A 21,593-nucleotide genomic window follows, 5' to 3' on the forward strand; every position below is an offset into this window, starting at 1 on the left:
TGTTGATTAATATGACGCTACGATTCAGGGATGACATCTTGACCATGCTGCTGGCCCAGTGCCGGCGGCTTCCCATGACCAGAGTCACCCAGGTGGCCTTTCTGGCGCTGCTGATCATGCTGGCCCAGCAGAGCGCCGCCCTCACCTGGCGTCTGCTCACCCTGGCAAGCCCGCAAACCAGCCAACCGTGGCAACCCTCCGCCGTGGCGGTCAGCGGCCAGAGCAACCCGCGCCTTGAACTGGGCGAGGTGAGCCGACTGGCACTGTTTGGCAAGGCGATCCCCAAGGCACAAGCCAAAGCCGCCGTGGCCGCCAATGCGCCGCGTACCCAGCTCAATGCCCAGCTCAACGGGGTGTTGGCCAGCTCTGATCCGGCCAAATCCATCGCCATCATCGCCATGTCCGGTATCCAGAACTCCTACGGGGTCGGTGACATGATTGACGGCACCCAGGCGCGGATCCGGCAGGTCTATCCGGATCGGGTGATCATCGAGCGGGATGGCCGCGACGAGACCCTGATGCTGGATGGCGAGGAGTATGGCAAGCCGCTGCCGCAGACCAATGCCGCCCCCCTTGGCTCCCTGCGCAGCGAGCTGATGGCCGATCCGGGCAAGATCACCGATTACCTCAATATTTCACCGGTTCAGGTGGATGGCCGCATGACCGGCTATCGCCTCAACCCGGGCAGCAATCCTGAGTTTTTCAACCAGAGCGGGCTGCAGGCCAATGACCTGGCCATCAGCATCAACGGGCTGGATTTACGGGACAACATGCAAGCCATGCAGGCGATGCAGCAGATGGCTGGCGCAACGGAAATGACAGTGACCGTCGAGCGACAGGGCGAACAGTTCGACATCTATGTGCGCTTGTCAGAATAATGATTTGGAGTCGTACCAATAATGACCACTAAAGGGAAAAGCTGGCGTCTGGCCACTATCGCAGCGGCACTGATGATGGCGGGCTCAGCCTGGGCCACCGAATACTCTGCCAGTTTCAAGAACGCCGACATTGAAGAGTTCATCAATACGGTGGGCAAGAACCTCAATAAAACCATCATCATAGAGCCCTCGGTGCGCGGCAAGATCAACGTGCGCAGCTACGACCTGCTCAATGAGGAGCAGTACTACCAGTTCTTCCTGAGCGTGCTCGACGTCTACGGCTTTGCCGTGGTGCCGATGGACAACGGGGTGCTCAAGGTGCTGCGCTCGCGGGATGCCAAGACCTCCGCCATTCCGGTGGTAGATGGCAGCAACCCGGGCTCCGGCGACGAGATGGTGACTAGAGTCGTGCCGGTGCGCAACGTCTCGGTCCGTGAACTGGCGCCGCTGCTGCGCCAGCTCAACGACAACGCCGGTGGTGGCAACGTGGTGCACTACGAGCCCTCCAACGTGCTGCTGATCACCGGCCGCGCCGCCGTGGTCAACCGCTTGGTGGAGGTGGTGAACCGGGTCGACCGCGCAGGCGATCAGGATGTGGACATCATCAAGCTCAAGTTCGCCTCGGCAGGTGAAATGGTGCGGCTGGTGACCAACCTCAACAAGGATGGCAACCCCCAGGGCGGCACAGCCTCCCTGCTGCTCTCCCCCAAGGTGGTGGCCGACGAGCGCACCAACTCTGTGGTGGTGAGTGGTGAGCCGAAAGCGCGCGCCCGCATCATCCAGATGGTGCGCCAGCTCGACCGCGACCTGCAGAGCCAGGGCAACACCCGGGTCTTCTACCTCAAATATGGCAAGGCCAAAGACATGGTCGAGGTGCTCAAGGGGGTTAGCTCCAGCATCGAGGCCGACAAGAAGGGCGGCGGCGCAACCACAGGTGGCGCCAGCATCGGCGGTGGCAAGCTGGCCATCTCAGCCGACGAGACCACCAATGCGCTGGTCATCACCGCCCAGCCGGACGTGATGTCCGAACTGGAGCAGGTGGTGGCCAAGCTCGATATCCGCCGCGCCCAGGTGCTGGTGGAGGCGATCATCGTCGAGATGCAGGATGGCGACGGCCTCAGCCTTGGCGTCCAGTGGGGCAATGCCAACGGCGGCGGCACCCAGTTCACCAACTCAGGTCTGCCCCTCGGCAGCGCCATTGCGGCGGGCAAGGATTACCAGAATGGCAAGACCGACACCGCTGCCGGTCTGCTGAAAGAGTTCAACGGCATGGCCGCCGGCTTCTATCACGGCGACTGGGCCATGCTGGCCACGGCGCTGGCTTCCAACACCAAGAACGATATTCTCTCCACCCCGAGTATCGTCACCATGGACAACAAGGAGGCCTCTTTCAACGTCGGTCAGGAGGTCCCGGTCCAGAGCGGTTCGCAAAGCTCCACCACCAGCGATCAGGTGTTCAACACCATCGAGCGCAAGACGGTGGGCACCAAGCTGGTGGTGACCCCGCAGATCAACGAAGGGGATTCGGTGCTGCTCAATATCGAGCAGGAGGTCTCCAGCGTCGCCCAGACCCAGGCGACCGGTACTGCCAACCTTGGCCCCACCTTCGATACCCGTACCGTCAAGAATGCGGTGCTGGTCAAAAGCGGCGAAACCGTGGTGCTGGGCGGTTTGATGGACGAACAGACCAAGGAGCAGGTCTCCAAGGTGCCCTTGCTTGGCGATATACCGGTGCTGGGCTATCTGTTCCGCTCCACCTCCAACACCACCTCCAAGCGCAACCTGATGGTCTTTATCCGGCCGACCATCTTGCGTGATGCGGACGTCTATACCGGTGTCTCCAGCAACAAGTACTCCCTGTTCCGCGCCGAGCAGCTCAATGCCGCTTCGCAGGAGGGGTATCTCACCTCCCCCGCCCGTCAGGTATTGCCTGCCTATGGCCAGGATGTGATGGTGTCGCCCGAGCTGCAAAAAGAGATCCAGAAGCAGATCAACGAGATGCGGAGCAGACAGCAAAGCACTGTCGAGACCACCACCCCGTTTGTGCAGAGTAAGCCCTGATGAGTGCCTACCATCTGGATGGAAGCGTCGGGCCTGCGCCACTGCCCGAGCTCCCCTTTGTCTTTGCCCGCAACTTCGGGGTGATCCTGATTGAGCGGGACGGCGCCCCCGTGCTGCAGTGCCGCCCTGGCGTCACCCCGCAGGCCCTGCTGGAGGTGCGGCGGGTAGCGGGTTGCAGCTTCGCGGTGGAGCAGCTCGACAACGAGGCCTTCGAAGAGCTGCTGATGGCTCACTACCAGCGCGACTCCTCCGAGGCGCGCCAACTGATGGAAGATCTCGGCAACGAGATGGACTTCTTCGCCCTGGCCGAAGAGCTGCCCCAGAGCGAAGATCTGCTGGATGCCGACGACGATGCCCCCATCATTCGCCTCATCAACGCCATGTTGAGCGAGGCGATCAAGGAGGAGGCCTCCGATATCCATATCGAGACCTTCGAGCGGGCACTGGTGATCCGCTTTCGCATCGATGGGGTGCTGCGGGAGATCCTGCGCCCCCATCGCAAGCTGGCATCACTCCTGGTCTCGCGGATCAAGGTGATGTCGCGGATGGATATCGCCGAGAAACGGGTGCCGCAGGATGGCCGTATCTCGTTGCGTATCGGCGGTCGCGCCGTCGACGTGCGGGTCTCCACCATGCCGTCCAGCTACGGCGAGCGGGTGGTACTGCGTCTGCTCGACAAGAACAACGTGCGCCTCGAGCTCAAGCAGCTGGGGATGACCGCGGCCAACCGCACCATCATCAGCGAGCTTATTCGCAAGCCCCACGGCATTATTCTGGTTACCGGCCCGACCGGTTCCGGTAAATCCACCACCCTCTATGCGGCGCTGTCTGAAATCAACTCTCGGGATCGCAACATCCTGACGGTGGAAGACCCTATCGAATATGACCTCGAAGGGGTGGGCCAGACCCAGGTCAACACCAAGGTGGACATGACCTTCGCCCGCGGCCTGCGCGCCATCTTGCGTCAGGATCCAGATGTGGTGATGGTGGGGGAAATTCGTGACCTCGAGACCGCCCAGATTGCGGTGCAGGCGTCGCTGACCGGTCACCTGGTGATGTCGACCCTGCACACCAACACCGCCATCGGCGCCATCACCCGGATGCGGGACATGGGGATCGAGCCCTTCCTGCTCTCCTCGTCGCTCTTGGCGGTGCTGGCCCAGCGGCTGGTGCGCACCCTCTGCCCCGATTGCCGTGCCCCGCGCCCCATCACCGAGCAGGAGCGCCTCGCCATGGGCATCGAGCTGGCTCCCGATCAGCAGGTGTGGCGTCCGGTCGGGTGCGAGCTGTGCAACCACACCGGCTACCGTGGCCGGACCGGCATTCACGAGCTGGTGGTGATCGACGAAGCAGTGCGTGAAGCCATTCACAGTGCCAGCGGCGAGCTCGCCATCGAGCGACTGATCCGCGGCCACACCCCAAGCATCCGCCGTGATGGCATCGACAAGGTGCTCAAGGGGCAGACCAGCCTCGAAGAGGTGCTGCGCGTGACCCGGGAAGATTAAGATGGCGGCATTCGAATACAAGGCCCTCGACAACAAGGGGCGCAGCAAGAGCGGCGTAATGGAGGGCGACTCGGCCCGTCAGGTGCGCCAGCTGCTGCGCGCGAACAGGGGCTCACTCCCCTCGAGGTGAACGAGACCACCGAGAAGGCGAAACGGGAAGCGGCCCGCTTCGCCCTGTTTCGGCGTGGTGCCAGCACTGCCGAGCTGGCCCTGATCACTCGCCAGCTGGCGACCCTGGTTGGGGCCGGTCTCACCATCGAAGAGGCGCTCAAAGCGGTGGCCGAGCAGTGCGAAAAAGCCCACTTGCGCTCTCTGGTGGCCACCGTGCGCAGCAAGGTGGTGGAAGGGTATTCGCTGGCCGACTCCCTGGGGGCTTTTCCCCATGTGTTCGATCAGCTGTTTCGCTCCATGGTGGCGGCCGGTGAAAAATCGGGCCATCTGGAGAAGGTGCTCAACCGCCTCGCCGACTACACCGAGCAGCGCCAGCATATGCGCACCAAGCTGTTGCAGGCGATGATCTACCCCATCGTGCTTACCTGCGTGGCTATCGGGGTTATCTCGATCCTGCTTACCGCCGTGGTGCCCAAGGTGGTGGCCCAGTTTGAACACATGGGCCAGCAGTTGCCGGGCACCACCCGCTTTCTCATCGGCACCAGCGAACTGATGCAGGCCTACGGCCTCTGGTTCCTGCTGCTGATCTTCCTTGGCAGCTTTGTCTGGCGCTGGTGGCTCACCGATGAAAAACGCCGCCGGCGCTGGCATCAGGTGCTGCTCGGCCTGCCGGTGATTGGCCGGGTCAGTCGCGGTCTCAACACCGCCCGCTTCGCCCGCACTTTAAGCATCCTCAACGCCAGTGCGGTGCCGCTGCTGGAGGGGATGAAGATCTCCGGCGAAGTGCTCTCCAACGACTTTGCCAGAATGCGCATTCTCGAGGCCGCCGAACGGGTGCGCGAGGGGACCAGTCTGCGCAAGTCGCTGACCGAGACCAAGATTTTCCCGCCCATGATGCTGCATATGATCGCCTCCGGCGAGCAGAGCGGCGAGCTCGACAGCATGCTGGAGCGGGCGGCAGACAACCAGGATCGGGAGTTTGAATCCCAGGTCAATATCGCCCTCGGGGTGTTCGAACCCATGCTGGTGGTCTCCATGGCCGGGGTGGTGCTGTTTATCGTGATGTCGATCCTGCAGCCGATCCTCGAGCTCAACAATATGGTGAATATGTAAGTTTCCGGTGTTCGGTGGCGCCGCTGGCGGCCCGTCGAACCCACCCAGTGATCACTCTCTGATGGATCATCCCATCTCATTCGTTACGGAGCAACTCATGAACAAACGTCGTCAATCCGGTTTTACCCTGCTGGAAGTCATGGTGGTCATCGTGATCCTCGGCATTCTGGCCAGTCTGGTGGTGCCCAACCTGATGGGCAACAAGGAGAAAGCTGACCAGCAGAAAGCGGTCTCCGATATCGTGGCGCTGGAAAACGCCCTCGACATGTACAAGCTGGACAACAACCGCTACCCGACCACCGAACAGGGGCTGGATGCACTGGTGACCAAGCCTTCCATCGATCCGGCGCCGCGCAGCTACCGCGATGGCGGCTACATCAAGCGCCTGCCGCAAGATCCCTGGGGCAACCCGTACCAGCTGCTGAGCCCGGGCCAGTTCGGCAAGATCGACATCTTCTCCATGGGTCTGGATGGCGAAGCCGGTACCGATGACGACATCGGCAACTGGAACCTGAAGGATTTCCAATAAGTGATATGTCGCCACCGCACGCCTTGTGAGCTGACTGCATGAAGCGATCTCTCTCCTTTCATCGCCAATCCGGCTTTACTCTGCTGGAAGTGTTGCTGGTCGCCATGCTGATGGGACTGGTGGCCACCGCCGTCACCCTCAGCATGGGAGGCGCCAGAGGAGATAGGGAGCTGGACAAGCAGGCGCGTCGCCTGATGGCGACGCTGCAGCTGGCGCAGGAGTATGCGGTGATGGATGGTCGGCTGGTAGGCATTCGCATCGAGGATAACGGCTGGCAGTTTATGCAGCGTCAGGCCAAAGATCGCAAGTGGCTGGCCCTGACTGGCGACAAGCAGCTGGGGCCGGTGCAACTGGCCGAGAACATGACGCTGGCGCTGGAGCTGGAAGGCTTTGGCTGGCAGCCGGACTCCGACGAGAAAACCGAACAGAAGCGCGACGAGAAGGAGCGCACGCCGCAGTTGCTCATCTTCCCAGGCGGCGAGCTGAGCCCGTTCGTGCTCACCTTCACCCAGCAGGATGACGATGCCCGCTACACCCGCATCGTCAAGGGGGACGAGTTCGGCCGCCTCACCCTGCTCACCGGCGATGAAGATGAAGAGGTGAGCGAATGAACGCCCGGGGCATGACACTACTCGAAGTCATGGTCGCACTGGCCGTCTTTGCCATCGCGGGTCTCGCGGTAATGAAAACCGCCAGCGAACACCTCTCGGCCCTCAACTATCTGGAGCAGAAGACACTCGCCACCTGGGTGGTGGAGAACCAGCTGGTGCAACAGAAGCTCGAGAACAAGTGGCCTGGTGACAGCTGGGTGGAAGGGGATGAGCAGATGGCGGGCAGCACCTGGTACTGGCGCTATCGCGGCGTCGCCACCGCCGACAACAACTTCCGGGCGCTCGATATGGAAGTGCGCACCGAGGCCAAGGCCGAGAACCCGGTCGCCATGATGCGGACCTATATCAGCCGATGACCCAGCACGTTGCCCGCACGCCTCGTACCGTCCGTCACGCCGGTTTTACCCTGCTCGAAATGCTGGTGGCGATCGCCATCTTCGCCACTCTCAGCATGGGCGCCTATCAGGTGCTGCAAGGGGTGCTCACCAGCGACGAGGTAGCCAAGCGCAAGGAGGTCCGCCTCAACGAATTGCAGCTCGCCTTCACCCTGCTGGAGCGAGACATCACCCAGATGGTGCCGCGCAGCGGTCGCATCGAGGGGGAGAACAACAAGGTGCTGCTGGCGGCCTCCCGTTTCGGCCAGCAGAGCGATGACTGGGGTATGGCTTTTATGCGCAGCGGCTGGCTCAACCCGGACGGCATGCTACCCCGCTCCCATCTGCAGCGGGTCGGCTGGCGCCTCAAGGATCAGAAACTGGAGCGCCTGAGCTATCTCTATCCGGATCCGGTGATCGGCACCGAGCCACGCATCCAGCCGGTGCTGGCGGGAGTCACGGCGTTTCGCCTCTACTTCTTCGACAAGGGCAACTGGAAAGAGGAGTGGAGCCAGCGCAGCGTGCTGCCCCACGGGCTGGCAGTGGAGCTGGATCTGGAAGATTACGGCACCATTCGCCGTCAGTTCCTGATTGGCGCCGGTGGCCAGCGCGCCGAAGAGAACAGCCAGAGCAGCAATCCCGACCAAGGGGGTGGCAGCAACAGCAATAACGGGAACAACGGCGGCAACGGCAATACCAATGGCGGTAATGGTGACAGCCAGAACGGAGGGGGCGCCAATGCGGGCTAATCTCGTCGCTCCCGGTCGCCAGCGCGGCATGGCCCTGCTGGTGGTGCTGCTGATCCTCTCGGTGATGGTGATCATCGCCAGCAATATGAGCGGCCGCCTGCAGCTTGAGCTGCGCCGCACCGCCAACATCACCACCGGCAAACAGGCATGGTGGTATGCTCTCTCGGCGGAAGCGCTGGTGAGCAAGGTGCTGACGCAGGATTTCAAGGACAATCCCGAGGTGGTCAACCTCAGCCAGAACTGGGCCCGCAAGAACACTGTATTTCCGGTGGACGATGGCCAGCTCAAGGGCGAGGTGACCGACCTGCAATCCTGCTTCAACCTCAACAGCCTGAGCGTGGCCTCCAAGGCGGGGAGCGGCGAGGAGCTGGCTCAGCAGCCCTATCCGGTGCAGGTGTTTCGCGAACTGCTCAAGCAGCTGGCGATGGATGATTACGAGGCGGCCCAGCTCACCGACGCCATCCGTGACTGGACCGACAAGGATACGGTGCTGGTCTCCAGCCTTGGCGCAGAGGACGCCTATTACGAGGGTCTCAAGCCACCCTACCTGACCGCCAACCAGTGGATGTTGGGCAAGGATGAGCTGCGGGCGGTGCGCGGGGTGACGGCCAGGGTCTATGCCAAACTGGCCCCCTATGTCTGCACCCTGCCCAACGACAAGTTGAAGATCAATATCAATACCCTTGCCCCCGAGCGCCCCGAGCTGCTGGTCGCCCTCTATCTGGGCACTATCGGGCTGGATGACGCCAAGCGGGTGCTGAACGAGCGGCCACAGAAGGGGTGGAAAGAGAGCAAGCTGATGACAGACATGCTCGCTCCGGTCGATTCGGTGAAAGGACTGAAAGAGGCGCTGGTGGTGAAAAGCGACTTCTTCGAGGCCCGAGTCGTGGCCGAGGTCGGCGACAACCGGGCTTGGCTCGAAACCCTGTTCCAGCGGGGCAAGGACAATAAACTGGTGATGCTGCGCCGCCTCAGTAGCGGCGCCGAATAAACCGCGCACCTGCAGGCCCTCGCCTGCGGGTACGAGAGATGTTGGATGCAGCCTGCGGGCTGCGCACCGGTTGCCAGGGCGCACAACGCCCTTTGCAAACCGGTATCGCAGGAGAGAGATGCGTGAGCGAAAGTCTGGTCATCCGACTGGGGACCAATAAACAACAACCCGTGGCCTGGCTGGTCTGGTCCGGTCAGGAGCAGGAGATCATCGCCTCCGGCACCCTGCCCTCGGCCGATGCTCTGGGCGAGCTGCAGGAGCGGGCCGGTGGCCGCCCCGTGGTCACGCTAGTGCCGGGCAGCGATCTGATCTTCCGGCGCGTCACCCTGCCGGGTCGCTACAACCGCCAGTCGGCGGCGGCCCTCCCCTACCTGCTGGAGGAGCAGATCGCCTCTGACGTGGACGAGCTCCATCTGGTGGTGCTGGCCCACGAGGGCCAGCAGGTGGATCTGATGGCGGTGGATCGGCAGAAGATGGGCGAGTGGCTCGGCTGGCTCGATGCCGCTGGCCTCAAGAGCCTGCAACTGCTGCCCGATGTGCTGGCGCTGCCACAGGCCGCTGATGGCTGGTCTGCGCTGCAACTCGGCAGCGAGTGGCTGGTACGTCAGGGCCCCTGTCTGGGGATCGTCGCCGACGAGCCGCTGCTGGCCATCTTGCTGGCGACTGAAGCGGAGCCGGTCACCATCCACAGCCACACACCGGTGCCCGCCATTGCCGCCGCCAACTGGCAGGCGGCGGAGCCTGAACTCCCTATGCTGCTGCTGGCCAAGGGGGCCCTCACCTGCCGGGCCAACCTGCTGACCGGCCCCTACCGGCCGCAGACCGAATATGCCCGCTACTGGTTGCAGTGGCGCAAGGTAGCCATCACCGCGGGTCTGTTGCTGCTGGTGGCCCTCGGCCAGCGCGGGGTGCAGCTCTATCAGCTCACCGAGCAGGACAAGGCGCTGAAAGCGGAGATCCGCGCCGTCTATACCCGCATCTTCCCGGGTGAAAACCGCATCGTGAACGTACGCAGCCAGATGAGCCAGCATCTGCAACAGATGGGGCAAGCCCCGCAAAACGGCGTGCTGCTGATGCTCACCGAGCTGGCCCCCACCTTTGCCGAAGTCCCCGGTCTGAAACCACAGGTGATGCGCTTTGATGCCAGTCGCCGCGAGCTGAGGCTGCAGGTGACCGCCCCAGGCTTTGCCGAGATCGAGCGGTTCCGTGAGCTGGCTGGCAAGCAATTCGAGGTACAGCAAGGCGAGGTGCGCAGCACCGAGGGCAAGGTAGAGGGCGCACTGGTGCTCAAGGGTAAATCATCATGATGGAAAAATTGCAGAGCTGGTGGCACGGCATCACAGCACGGGAACAGCGGCTGGTGGTCACGGGTGGCGCCCTGTTGCTGGTCGGTCTCTTCTACTGGAGCGTCTGGCAGCCCATCGCCAACCGCATCGCGGAGCGGGAGCGGCAGGTGCAGAACCAGCAGCAGACCCTCGCCTGGCTCAAGGAGAAAGGTGAAGAGGTGCTGGCCATGCAGGGGGGCTCGGGTCGCCAGATCGATACCAGCGGCACCCTGGAAGGGGTGGTCAACCGCACCGCCTTCAACCACAAGATCAAGATTGCCCGGCTGCAACCCCAGGCGCAGGAGCTGCAAGTGTGGATCGACACGGTCCAGTTCGATGACTTGCTGCTCTGGCTCTCCACGCTGGTGGAGCAGCACGGCATTCAGGTTCAAATCATCGAGATCGCCCGGGAGGATCTGGCCCCGGGTCTGGTCAAGGTCAGACGTTTGCAGTTGAGTCGTCCACAATGAAAAAACGCATCCTGATTGCCAGCCTGTTTCTGGCCGCCTATCTGCTCTTCCTGCTGGCTACCCTGCCCGCGGCACTGGTGGCTCGCCATCTGCCGCTGCCTGCCAATGTTGCCAACCTGCTGAAACTGGAAGGGGTGAGCGGCACGCTCTGGAGTGGCCAGATTGCCCGACTGCAATATGCCAGCGAATCGGTGAACCAGCTGCGCTGGGATCTCAACGGCTGGTCGCTGCTGCGCTTCGCCCCCGAAGTGGCCATTCGCTTTGGCGATCGCACCGGCCTCAATGGTCAGGGCGTTGTCGGCTGGAATGGCGCCGCCTTCGGCCGCGATCTGACCCTCAACGCCCCCGCCCCCTGGTTGCTGAGCCGGGTGCCGATGCGCCTGCCGATCCCGATCACCGTCACCGGCCAGCTGCAACTCAAGGTGGAGCAATTTGCCCAGGGCAACCCCTGGTGTGACAACCTCTACGGCAACCTCGACTGGTACAACGCCAGTGCCGATACCCCGGCGGGCAAGCTGGATCTGGCCGACCCCGAGCTGAAGCTCACCTGCCTCGACTCCAGACTGGTGGCTGAACTCAAGCAGAGCTCCGATGCGGTGCAGACCATCGGTCGCCTCGAGCTGCAACCCAATGGCCAATACCTGTTCCAGGGCACCCTGAAACCAGGCCCCGAACTACCACCGCAGATGCAGCAAGGGCTCCCCTTCCTCGGCCAGCCCGACAGTCAGGGCCGCTTCCCCCTGCGCTATCAGGGGCGGATCTAAGCCATCATTCAAGGTGAAAATGGCTCAGGGACAACCCGAGCCATCTTTATCGTCCATGTGACGTGTCCGTTGAAATGCCAAATACGGCAGATACGAAAAAGCCCAAGCGGGTGACCGCTTGGGCTTTCTCTTTGAATATGGCGGAGGAGGTGGGATTTGAACCCACGGATGGTCGCCCATCGCCGGTTTTCAAGACCGGTGCATTCAGCCGCTCTGCCACCCCTCCGAACGGCGTGCATACTACGCTAAGCCCTTGTTCATATGCAATACATATTTCCTGTGGGATAGTGTGCGGGAGCAAAATGGCAGGTGGCTTGAAATTGTTCCTCGTCATCCCTATTTGTTCTACATACAATGCGTAAACATGCAGTAACAAACAGCGATCACGAGGCGGCTGCTCGCCGTCTCACCCGGACATCAAGAGGACACCCAAGATGGATACCCGTTCTATCTACACTGGCACCCAAAGTGCCGTACGCGATACCAACAAGGTGCTGCGTAACACCTATATGCTGCTCTCCCTCACTCTGGGCTTCTCTGCCGTGGTGGCGGGGGTCGCTACCGTGATGAACATGCCGCCGCTGCACTGGGCCGTGTTCCTGATCGGTGTCTACGGTCTGATGTTCCTGACCGAGAAGAATCGCAACAACGGTATGGGGCTGGTCTTCACCTTCGCCCTGACCGGTCTGCTGGGCTATAGCCTGGGCCCCATCATCAACATGTACATGAACAATGGTGGTGGCGAGATCGTGATGACCGCCCTTGGCGGCACCGCGCTCACCTTCTTCGGTCTGTCGGCCTATGCCCTGACTACCAAGCGTGACCTCTCTTTCATCGGCGGCATGCTGTTCGTCGGTTTCTGGGTACTGCTGGTGGCCATGATTGCCAACATCTTCCTGCAGATGAGCGCCCTGAGCCTGGCTCTGTCCGCCATGTTCATGCTCTTCTCCTCCGGTGCCATCCTGCTGACTACCCAGCAGATCGTGCGCGGCGGCGAGACCAACTACATCTCTGCCACCGTCACCCTGTATGTCTCCATCTACAACATCTTCCTGAGCTTGCTGAGCCTGCTTGGCGGCAACCGCAACTAATCAGAAACCCCGCTTCGGCGGGGTTTTTATTGGCTCCTCTTTCTGTCAGGATAAGTTGTAAATCAAGGATATGAAGCGAAGTGGCCCTGATTTGGATCAGGGCCACTTCGCGCTTGGCGGGTTACTATCTCGCTCTCGTTTCGATCAAGGGTTTCACCTGTCTCATGCCGATGGATCTCTCTGGCCTGCTGCGCCGACTGCTGATTGATAGTCACATCGATTTTGCTTCGCTCAAGGGTGGTGCCTAGCATGCCCATGGAATTCTCCGGTTTGTTACGCCGACTGCTGACCGATAGTCACATCTACTTCGCTCTCAAGGTGTTGCTGGCCATTCTCGGTCTGCTCGCCTTCACCCTGGCTACCGGCAATATCCAGCTCACCGTGCTGCTCTCCCTCGGGGTAGTGGCAGGTGCAATCGCCGAAACCGACGACAGCCTGTGGGGACGGCTCAAGAACCTCGCCATGACGCTGATCTGCTTCATTTGCGTCCCTGTGTGTGCAGTATCTCTACCCCACCCCCTGGCTGTTTGCCATCGGGCTGGCCAGCTCCACCTTTATCTTCGTGATGGTGGGGGCGCTCGGCGCCCGCTACGCAACCATCAGCTTCGGCTCGCTGCTGATCGCCATCTACACCATGCTGGGAGCCGCCAAGGCGCCGGATCTCTTCTACCAGCCGCTGGCGCTCGGCGCTGGCGCCCTCTGGTACGGGCTGGTCTCGTTTATCTGGCTCTGGCTGCTGCCCTACAAGACCCTGCACGAGCAGCTGGCCCAAAGCTACTTCGCCCTTGGTCGCTACCTGCTGGAAAAATCCCGCTTCTTCCCGGCGGACGAGCACGGCGCCCAGGCCATTCGCCACAATCTGGCCCAGCTCAACATCAATCTGGTGAGCGCGCTGACCCTCACCAAGTCGGCCCTCAACGCCCGCCTGAGCCGCCGCCATCCGGCGAGCCCCGAGCTGGCCAGCCTGCTGCGCCTCTACCTGCTGGCGCTGGAAATCCACGAGCGCGCCACCTCCAGCCACTATCCCTACAGCCGACTGGAAGCCGAGCTCAAGCAGGGCATAGTGCTGGAAGGATTTCAGGAGGTGTTCCTGCAGCTCTCCGAGGCGTGCCAGCGGCTGGGTTACGCCATTCTGGTGCACAAGCCCTACGCCCATAACAAGCGCATCCACTGGACGCTGGAGGCCCTTGGCGATCAGCTGGAGTTCACCAATCTCAAGCAGCACTACCCGAAAACCCTGCTGACGCCGATGAAGTTCCTGCGCCGCAATCTGGCCAGCATCAACCAGCTGCTGGGCAGCGCCGAAGTGTTGCAAAACCCCGAGCAACCGGAGCAGGAGCTGCCCGCGCTGGCGCGCCCGCCCCGCCTGCCGCTGCTGGCCCAGCTCAAGCAGCACCTCACCTTGCACTCCATGGTGTTTCGCCATGCGCTGCGTTTGTCACTCGGGCTGGTGATCGGCTACGGCATACTGCAAGCCTTTGATCTGGAAAAGGGCTACTGGATTTTGCTGACCGTGCTGTTTGTCTGCCAGCCCAGCTACAGCGCCACCCGCCGCCGACTGGTGCAGCGGATGCTCGGCACCTTCGCTGGTATTCTGGTGGGTATTCCGGTGCTCTGGCTCTTCCCCGATCTGCACGTCCAGCTGGTGGTGATGGGGCTGGCCGCTTTCCTGTTTTTCACCCAGGTGCGCAACAACTACAGCGCCGCGGTCTGCTTTATCACCCTCTACGTGCTGATGGCGTTCAACCTGCTCGATGGCATCGGCTTTGCGATCCTCGGGCCACGGCTACTCGATACCCTGCTCGGCTGCCTGATCTCCTACGGGCTGGTGGCCTGGCTCTGGCCGGACTGGCAGTACAAACGGCTACCAACGCTTATCGCCAATTCGCTGTCTGCAAACGCCCGCTACCTCTCGGCGGTGCTGGCGAGCCTCAAGCAGCAGCGGGACGAATCCATCGACTATCGGGTGGCACGCAAGAGCCCATCTGGCGGACAGCGAGCTGGCCACCGCTTGGCAGAGCATGCTGGTGGAGCCGCAAAAGCGCCGCCGCTTCCTCGATCTCTGCTTTACCCTCACCTGGCGCAACCACGCCCTGCTCTCCTACATCTCGGCGCTGGGGGCCCATCGCGACAAGCTGGAGGCCATCAGCGGGCTGGATGAGGTGCGCCACCACATCTGCCACACCCTAGAGCAGGCCGCCGGTCATCTGGCGGGCAACCCCTCCAGCTCCATCGGTGGTCAGAGCCCCCTTCTTTGCACGGACAGCAGTGCAGACAGCAGCGAGGAGCAGCTGATGCTGACCCAGCAGCTCAACCTGATCAGCGAGCTGGCGGATCAGCTGCTGCATCTGGCCAACGAGAGCCGGTTGCTCACCGGGGATCAAGGCGATACCATGCCCGCCCAATCCTGATAGCCCCATTAGCGAGGAGCCCTCATGTCTGCGTCCGAAAAACATCAGCTGGAATTCAACGGCCAACTCATCGAGACCGATGCCAAGGGCTACCTGCTCAACAGCAATGACTGGAGCGAGGAGCTGGCGCTGGTACTGGCCGCGCAGGAGGGTATCACGCTTGAGGAGCCGCACTGGGAAGTGGTGCGCTTTGTGCGCGCCTTCTATCTGGAGTTCAACACCTCCCCCGCCATCCGCGCGCTGGTCAAGGCGATGGAAAAGCAGTACGGTCCCGAGAAGGGCAACAGCCGCTACCTCTACAAGCTGTTCCCGGAAGGGCCAGCCAAGCAGGCGACCAAGATTGGCGGCCTGCCCAAGCCGGTGAAGTGCATCTGATCCCATGCATCTCATCCCATAACAACGGGGGGCCGCAACTGCGGCCCCCCGTTGTGTTTGGTGCGCTATCTTCGCGCACCTCGTATTCATATCTCTGAGACTTCCAGCCAGCCTTATTCCCGCTTGTCAGCCAGCGCCACCAGCTGCTCAGCCAGCCGGTGGCCGTGCAGGTAGGAGGTAATCAGCTCGCTATCCGCCTTGCCGATTTCAATCTGCTGATACCAGTGCGCCAGCATGGCGGCAAAGCCGCGCTGGGCCAGCACCGGCTGCCAGTCGTTGGGGCTAAGCATCTGCGCCTGCTTGTCGCGGGCGATGCTGCCGCGGGTGCAGTTCTCAAGGTGCAGGGAGAGATTGTCGCCGTAGACATCGATGCGCTCCTCGGTGATCCCGGCGCTGCGGTTCATGCTGCCGCTGATGGCGCGATCGCCGCTCTGCCAACTGACGCTTACCCCGGCCAACAAGCTGTTATCCTGCGCATCGGGGCGCAATACCGCATGAAAGTCGCCGCCCGGCACGCCGCCATAGAAGCAGAGGCTGTCGAGCACATGGATAAAGTCGTCGAACATAAAATCCCGCACCTTGCCGGGCAGGGCGAAGCGGTGTTTCTGCCAGTTCAGCTCGGTGAGCGGCTGGGCGCGCGCCTCGGCCATGGCGGGCAGATAGCGGCGGTTAAAGCCGGTAAAGAGGGGGCAATCTTGCGCGATGGCGAGGTTGGCCAGCGCTTCTGCCTCGGCCAGATTGTCGCACAGGGGCTTGTCGACAAAGGTGGGGATCCCTGCGCGCAAGCACTGCTCGGCCAGCTCGCGGTGAACGGCGGTCGCGGCGTGGATCATCACGGCGTCGGGACGGCTGGCCAGCAGGGCCGCCACATCGGTAAAGCACTCGGCGACCCGATACTGGCGGGCCAGCTTCTCCAGCACAGATGGATTGCGGGTGCAGAGCAGCGGGGTGATCCGCTCGTCGCTCGCCAGCAGCGGCAGATAGGCTTTCTGGGCGATATCCCCCAGACCAATCATGGCAATGCGCATCTCAACTCCTTTTCACTCGATAACGGGACAAGCGGATAACTGCCCGCACCATCGCAGGATTTGTCCCGCAGATCCAGCCTGCCGTTAGCGCACTGGCTGGCATGTGCAGCTCTCGGCAAACAGCGATGTTATCTAGGCATGGCAAGATCGCAAACCGACTTGATCACCTCGGCCAGCCACTCGATGGCGAGATTGCCCTGACTTTTGCGATGTCTGCCGACCACCACTTCGAACTGCTGCGGCGCCCCGGCCAGCTCCAGCACGCGAAAATCGCCGAGGGCGGCGATGGCCGACGGAATGCAGGCCGCAACATCATTGACCGACATAAAGGCTTGCAGCGAGGTGTAACAGGGGAGCGTCGCCACCGCCGCGCTGGCGACCTGCTGCGGGCTCATCTGCCCTTCGAAATTGCCGACGCTGTTGGCAAACTGCACAAAGGGGATGGCCGCCATATCCTGCGGGGCGTTGTCCGGAAGATATCGGGAGTCGCGGCGCAGCACGCAGCAGTAGTGATCCCGGCGCAGGGTGGCACGCAGCAACCCCGGGTCGAGATAGGCATCAAAACCAATCACCAGATCGACCTCGCCGCTGGCCAGCGCCTCCAGATGCGCTTCGGCCTGAAAGTCCACCACATCGAGCCGGATGGAGGGCGCCTGAGTGCGCAGGGCGCTCGCCAGCCTTGGGATAATGGCAAGCTGGGCATATTCGTTGGCCATCACCCTGAAGGTGCGCTGGCTGCTGGCGGGATCGAAGGGGGCAGCCACAAAGACCCCGTCAATATCGGCCAGGATCAGCTCGAACTTGTCGGCCAGCTCGCAGGCGTAGTCGGTCGGCTGCAATCCGGCGCTCTGGCGGATAAAGAGCTCGGCGGGAAAGAGATCTCGCAGCTTTTTCAGATGGCTGCTCACCCCCTGTTGGGAGATCTCCAGCAGCTCGGCCACCCGCGACACGCTCTTGTATCTCACCAGCAGCACCAGCACCCGCATCTGCCTGATATCGATCTTCTCCACCCTAACCTCACCAATTTCAGTTGTATCACATACAAATCACCCATGATTTACATTGTATCAGTGGCTCTCTAACCTTGCAGCTCTTCCAGCAAAGCGAGGTTAACGATGAAAACTGTCATTCTGATTGGTGCTCAGGGGAAAATGGGGCAAGCCGCCCTCAGTGGTCTGGGCAAGCACAAAGTCATTACCGCCAGCCGCTCCGGCGAGGGGTGTGATTTTCAGGTGGATATCACCAGCAGAGAGTCTATCGAGCGGCTCTACCAAAACGTGGGCTCCTTCGATGCGGTGGTCAATACCGCAGGATTTTGCGAATACGCCCCCTTTGGCGAGATGAGCGACGAGCAGTGGCAAACCACCATCCAGAGCAAGCTGATGGGGCAGATAAATCTGGTCAATATCGGCCTCAACTACATCAATCAGGGGGGCTCCTTCACCCTGATCTCCGGCATCCTCAATATCAAGCCGATCCCGCTGGCCATTGCCGATGCCACCACCAGCGGCGCCATCGATACCTTTGTCCAGTGCGTGGCCCACGAGCTGCCCCGCGGCATCCGCATCAATGTGGTCAACCCGACCGTACTGGAAGAGGCGTGGGACGTATATGGCGAGATGATGCCAGGCTTCCAGCCGGTGCCGGGCGCCCTGGTCGGCAAGGCGTTTGAGCGCTCCGTCGATGGCTTTATTAGCGGTCAGGTGCTCTATGTCGATGCCTGATACGGTTCAGGTGTGAACCCAATGCCTTTGTAATGCCTTGTCGATGTTTTTCCTCTTCCCCGAAAGCGCCCTGCTCTCGGGGCTTTTTGTATGACGGGGGACAAAGCCGCACAGAAGATAGAAAAAAGGAAGGAAGCCGAGACTTCCTTCCTTTTGGCTTGCACAGCGGCCTGTGACTCAGTTGATCTTGCCTATTTCAACGGCAAAGCTGGTCGCCAGCTGGGCAAACTTGAGAGCGTGGCCAGCCGAGGGATCCGAGTTTTGCAACGTATCCTGCGCCGTGTGGATCCTGGGGTTGTATTCGCTGAAGCGTGACTCGAACGGCATGGCGGCGGGGTAGCCCTGATTGTGCCAGGAGGCGTGATCCGAGCAACCATAGCCACAGCTGTCATAGCCATAGCTGACTTGCGGCAGGTAGGCATCGATCAGCTGGGTGAGGTAGCCGGTCAACCCCTTGTCGGTGTAGTCGGTCATAAAGACGATATCGTTCGCCGAGCCCTTGTAGTTGGTCATGTCCAGCTGGAGCGCGGCCAATACCTTGGTGTTGGCCGCCTTGTAGCGACTGGCGATATCCTTGGAGCCCCGCAAGCCCACCTCCTCTGCCGCATAGCCGATAAATTGCAGGGTACGCTCCGGCTGGCGGCCCTGTTCCGCGATGACCCGCAGCACCTCGGTCAGGGTAGCGATGCCGGAGGCGTCATCATCGGCGCCGGGGGCCAGCGTCTTGCTGTTGGGGGCCGAGCCTGCAGTGGAATCGAGATGGCCGCCGAGCACCACCACCTCGTCCGGATAGCGGCTTCCCTTGAGGGTCAGCACCACGGATTGTTGCGGGTAGCCGCTATGTTTGACCCGGCTGACGCTGGCCCATGGCAGGGCGCTACCGAGGCTCTGCCACTGGCTGGCTACCCAGTCGGCGGATTGCGTGCCGGTGGGGGTGGTGTAGTAGCGGTTGCGCCAGCCGGATAGCTTGCTGATGGTGCTGGCGATATTGCCTTGATCCAGATGGGGCAGCAGCCGGTTGACACTGGCCCCTTGGGTCAACGGTGGTGCGCTGAACAGGTTTTGGCTGAGGGGCTGGGCCATGCTCTGCAGCGCATCGGCCAGGGTCGTGTGCACCACATAGCCGCCGCAGCGCTGGTGCCCCTCGTGCATCAGGTGCGAGAGGGAGCCAAGCTCGCTTGCCTCAATCTGGGCCAGCTGGATAGGCGCCCCGCTGGCACTGAACAGGGGGGAGAGCTTGGCATTGACTTGCTTGAGTTCAACCCCGCTATCGGCCCCAATCGTGATCCACACGGGCGCACCCGCCTGAACAGCAAGGGGAATCAGGGGGAGCAAAAGGGCTGCAGTCATCGCTTTCATGTCGGATCCTTCCGGTTATGGTTAACAGTAAACAGGCTTGATGGGCCCCATAAGAGGACCAAGCTAGTCTAGTCACCCATTGCCGTTAAATCGACCACTCCCTTTACCAAATGGCACCACCTGATGTAAAGCGCGCCAGCCGGGGGTTTTATCTCTACCGGACCTCCTGCTTTTCCCTCCCCGCCCCTGCTACCCTGCCCGCACCGCCCCTTGATTGTTCCAACTGCGCAACAGCAGATCGTTTATGCGTTGCACCAGTAAAACAATCTGAGGGAATCCAGCCCCCGACCATAGCCGCAAGATGGCCAGCAACCAGCGTCCGATATCTGTCCGGTTGGCGGCAAGGCCGCAGAGCAAGAAGAGTTTGATAGAGGTCAAAAAACGAGACATTTCTGACAGTTACATCACTTTAAGGCTCGCCTCGGCAGTTTCGTTTGGCTTACCATGGCCATTCAGAACCTGTTGAGCTGCGATGGGTTGCTGCCAGCGCAGGTCAAGGGTGCATTTTGGAAGCTGTAATCCACGGGCGGTAGCGTGGGATTCGTAGGCGTTATGCCCTGCTCAGAAAGGTGGGTGTCCAGATTGTCCTCTATAACGCCGCCTTCCGGTTCCATTTGCTGGTCAAACTCAAAAAACGATTGATTCTTGATAGTTAATTCACTGAAAAGCTCGCCACTGCGGTTTCGTTTGGGCTATCATGGCCATCCGGAACCTGTTGAACTGCGATGGGTTGCTGCCAGCGCGGGTCAAGGGAGCATATTGGAAGCTGTAATCCACGGGCGGTAGCGTGGAATCGGTGGTGATACACCTCGTCCAGAAAGGCGGGTATCCCGGATTTACGGACAGAAAATATAGCATTTAGAGAATACATCTTAGGTGCAGTAGCGCGTGGCTCAGTGGCGTTACACCTTGCTAATAAACGTATGTCCTATATTTTTAAATTCACCGATAACCACATTAGATGCTGCAATTCATGGATATTTGCGTGAGTTTTATGATGACTACCACCTTGTATTGAAAGTTACATACACCAAACTCTATTGCTTGAAAAATAATTGCCATAAAAAGCATGCTTCACTTAAAAATAAAATCTCACCTTTTAAAAATCTCATCAAACAAATATTGAGTAATAATAAATATGCATGATGTATTGGGTAGTTTTGATTTCGATCAGATTATGGATGCTCTATCAGGAAAAACAATTAACCTTAACAAACAACAAAAAGAATATGCAGCTGCTATTTACCATTATACCGAGGATGGTTATGACGATGTCAATTCTTATCTTCGCGGAATAAACTCTGGTGATACAAAAATAAATAAAACCATTGACTATATAGACTTAGCGTTAAAATGGCTTGGTGATTATGACACACAAAAACCTGTTGTGAGGTACAGTAACTTAGCTGAGTCAGATATTGAAAAGATAAAAAAACAAAAAACTGCAATACACATACCTTCATATACTAGTACATCAGCAAACCCTAACTTCACTTCTTACAGTCAACGAGATTTCAAATTTATAATATATAGAAAAAAAGGTAGCTTTATAGGGGATTTCTCTGCTTATCCATATGAAGAAGAGGTCTTAATCCCAAGGGATGCATTATTTAAAGTTTTGAAGTTTGATGAATCGGAAAATATAGTTTATCTTAAACAAATTGATGTGGATGATTTACGTCTCGCTGTAAACAACAACAACGAGGTTACAAATGAAATCTGACCAAGAAATTTTAAGCATACTTGAAGAATGGAATAAATCGACATCTGAGTTTTTAACAAAAAGATTGTCAGATGAAACTCAAACCAGACACGATTCTGAATGGAAAGAAATATTCGTTTTCACACTTGATGATCATGAAAGTGTTGAGTCAATTTTAAAAAAACATAAAGAAACTAAAGAGCATAATATAAATGACTATGAAAAATATGATTACCTTTACTTGGCGTGCAATCAACCTCTAAAAATAGATAATAACACTAATATTAATGAGAGTTTATCAGAATTTTATGCTAATTTAATACCTCTCTATAAAAATCATGTTCGCTCAGCATCACAGTCAATGTTTTTTGATAATGTTATTGTTTGTTCATTTTCGTCCTAAAGTACCACTATGTTTAGCT

18 protein-coding genes, 1 tRNA gene and 3 pseudogenes are annotated in these 21,593 nt (G+C 59.7%); 18 read left to right on the top strand and 4 right to left on the bottom strand.

Features of this window, described 5'->3' with window-relative positions:
- Positions 1–44: 44 nt before the first annotated feature.
- The 12 genes and pseudogenes from exeC (at position 45) to exeN (ending at position 11,481) form a co-directional block, all read left to right on the top strand.
- Positions 45–878, top strand: coding sequence for a GspC family type II secretion system variant ExeC (gene exeC / locus ACTG2O_RS19815; RefSeq protein ID WP_100647307.1), 834 nt, complete (start codon positions 45–47; stop codon positions 876–878).
- A 21-nt stretch (positions 879–899) separates the two neighbouring features.
- Entirely contained in the window at positions 900–2,939 is a 2,040-nt protein-coding gene (gene exeD / locus ACTG2O_RS19820; RefSeq protein WP_005359020.1) for a GspD family T2SS secretin variant ExeD, read from the top strand.
- Positions 2,939–4,444, top strand: coding sequence for a GspE family T2SS ATPase variant ExeE (gene exeE / locus ACTG2O_RS19825; RefSeq protein ID WP_005338295.1), 1,506 nt, complete (start codon positions 2,939–2,941; stop codon positions 4,442–4,444). The genes exeD and exeE overlap by 1 nt, the downstream gene beginning before the upstream one ends.
- A gap of 1 nt (position 4,445) precedes the next feature.
- Positions 4,446–5,668 (top strand): annotated as a pseudogene (gene exeF, locus ACTG2O_RS19830) (GspF family T2SS innner membrane protein variant ExeF).
- 97 nt (positions 5,669–5,765) lie between these two features.
- On the top strand, positions 5,766–6,197 hold the full coding sequence (exeG, locus tag ACTG2O_RS19835) for a GspG family T2SS major pseudopilin variant ExeG (protein ID WP_005338297.1): 432 nt from the start codon (positions 5,766–5,768) through the stop codon (positions 6,195–6,197).
- A gap of 38 nt (positions 6,198–6,235) precedes the next feature.
- Positions 6,236–6,808 carry a GspH family T2SS minor pseudopilin variant ExeH gene (gene exeH, locus ACTG2O_RS19840; RefSeq protein WP_005350046.1) on the top strand — a complete coding sequence of 191 codons (573 nt, stop codon included), beginning with the start codon at positions 6,236–6,238 and terminating at the stop codon, positions 6,806–6,808.
- Entirely contained in the window at positions 6,805–7,164 is a 360-nt protein-coding gene (gene exeI, locus ACTG2O_RS19845; protein ID WP_005338301.1) for a GspI family T2SS minor pseudopilin variant ExeI, read from the top strand. The genes exeH and exeI overlap by 4 nt, the downstream gene beginning before the upstream one ends.
- Positions 7,161–7,808, top strand: a pseudogene (gene gspJ, locus ACTG2O_RS19850) (type II secretion system minor pseudopilin GspJ); the annotation flags it as partial. The gene exeI and the pseudogene gspJ, both read left to right, overlap by 4 nt.
- 112 nt (positions 7,809–7,920) lie before the next feature.
- Positions 7,921–8,922 (top strand): GspK family T2SS minor pseudopilin variant ExeK, encoded by a 1,002-nt coding sequence (gene exeK / locus ACTG2O_RS19855; protein WP_439976528.1) that lies wholly within the window; start codon positions 7,921–7,923, stop codon positions 8,920–8,922.
- A gap of 122 nt (positions 8,923–9,044) precedes the next feature.
- Positions 9,045–10,229 carry a GspL family type II secretion system protein ExeL gene (gene exeL, locus ACTG2O_RS19860; protein WP_439976529.1) on the top strand — a complete coding sequence of 395 codons (1,185 nt, stop codon included), beginning with the start codon at positions 9,045–9,047 and terminating at the stop codon, positions 10,227–10,229.
- On the top strand, positions 10,226–10,717 hold the full coding sequence (gene exeM / locus ACTG2O_RS19865; RefSeq protein ID WP_103251302.1) for a GspM family type II secretion system protein ExeM: 492 nt from the start codon (positions 10,226–10,228) through the stop codon (positions 10,715–10,717). Before exeL ends, exeM begins: the two co-directional genes overlap by 4 nt.
- Positions 10,714–11,481 (top strand): GspN family type II secretion system protein ExeN, encoded by a 768-nt coding sequence (gene exeN / locus ACTG2O_RS19870; protein ID WP_019446872.1) that lies wholly within the window; start codon positions 10,714–10,716, stop codon positions 11,479–11,481. The genes exeM and exeN overlap by 4 nt, the downstream gene beginning before the upstream one ends.
- 138 nt (positions 11,482–11,619) lie before the next feature.
- On the opposite strand, the gene ACTG2O_RS19875 is transcribed toward exeN, so the two are convergent.
- A tRNA-Ser gene (locus tag ACTG2O_RS19875) sits at positions 11,620–11,707 on the bottom strand.
- A 208-nt stretch (positions 11,708–11,915) separates the two neighbouring features.
- On the opposite strand from ACTG2O_RS19875, the gene ACTG2O_RS19880 reads away from it, so the two are divergent.
- From ACTG2O_RS19880 to ACTG2O_RS19890, 3 genes and pseudogenes are all read left to right on the top strand, one after another.
- Positions 11,916–12,572 (top strand): Bax inhibitor-1/YccA family protein, encoded by a 657-nt coding sequence (locus ACTG2O_RS19880; protein WP_005338308.1) that lies wholly within the window; start codon positions 11,916–11,918, stop codon positions 12,570–12,572.
- A 249-nt stretch (positions 12,573–12,821) separates the two neighbouring features.
- Positions 12,822–14,983, top strand: a pseudogene (yccS, locus tag ACTG2O_RS19885) (YccS family putative transporter).
- Positions 14,984–15,007: 24 nt separating this feature from the next.
- Entirely contained in the window at positions 15,008–15,358 is a 351-nt protein-coding gene (locus ACTG2O_RS19890; protein WP_019446869.1) for a TusE/DsrC/DsvC family sulfur relay protein, read from the top strand.
- A 113-nt stretch (positions 15,359–15,471) separates the two neighbouring features.
- Here the strand turns inward: ACTG2O_RS19890 and ACTG2O_RS19895 are convergent, their stop codons facing one another.
- A complete protein-coding gene (locus tag ACTG2O_RS19895; RefSeq protein WP_019446868.1) occupies positions 15,472–16,386 on the bottom strand; it encodes a Gfo/Idh/MocA family protein in 915 nt (304 codons plus the stop codon).
- 128 nt (positions 16,387–16,514) lie between these two features.
- A complete protein-coding gene (locus ACTG2O_RS19900; RefSeq protein WP_019446867.1) occupies positions 16,515–17,396 on the bottom strand; it encodes a LysR family transcriptional regulator in 882 nt (293 codons plus the stop codon).
- Between the two features lie 105 nt (positions 17,397–17,501).
- Between ACTG2O_RS19900 and ACTG2O_RS19905 the strand changes: the two genes are divergently transcribed.
- The gene (locus ACTG2O_RS19905) at positions 17,502–18,110 is read left to right on the top strand and encodes a short chain dehydrogenase (RefSeq protein WP_005347588.1); all 609 of its coding nucleotides are present in this window, start codon (positions 17,502–17,504) and stop codon (positions 18,108–18,110) included.
- Between the two features lie 177 nt (positions 18,111–18,287).
- Here the strand turns inward: ACTG2O_RS19905 and ACTG2O_RS19910 are convergent, their stop codons facing one another.
- Positions 18,288–19,469, bottom strand: a complete 1,182-nt coding sequence (locus ACTG2O_RS19910) for a M28 family metallopeptidase (RefSeq protein WP_439976530.1) — start codon at positions 19,467–19,469, stop codon at positions 18,288–18,290.
- Positions 19,470–20,607: 1,138 nt separating this feature from the next.
- Between ACTG2O_RS19910 and ACTG2O_RS19915 the strand changes: the two genes are divergently transcribed.
- Both ACTG2O_RS19915 and ACTG2O_RS19920 read left to right on the top strand, forming a co-directional pair.
- On the top strand, positions 20,608–21,192 hold the full coding sequence (locus ACTG2O_RS19915; RefSeq protein ID WP_019446864.1) for an ADP-ribosyltransferase: 585 nt from the start codon (positions 20,608–20,610) through the stop codon (positions 21,190–21,192).
- A complete protein-coding gene (locus ACTG2O_RS19920) occupies positions 21,182–21,574 on the top strand; it encodes a hypothetical protein (RefSeq protein WP_439976531.1) in 393 nt (130 codons plus the stop codon). The genes ACTG2O_RS19915 and ACTG2O_RS19920 overlap by 11 nt, the downstream gene beginning before the upstream one ends.
- Positions 21,575–21,593: the final 19 nt, after the last annotated feature.

Source organism: Aeromonas sp. 61P, from assembly GCF_051919545.1.
Lineage (GTDB): Bacteria > Pseudomonadota > Gammaproteobacteria > Enterobacterales > Aeromonadaceae > Aeromonas > Aeromonas veronii.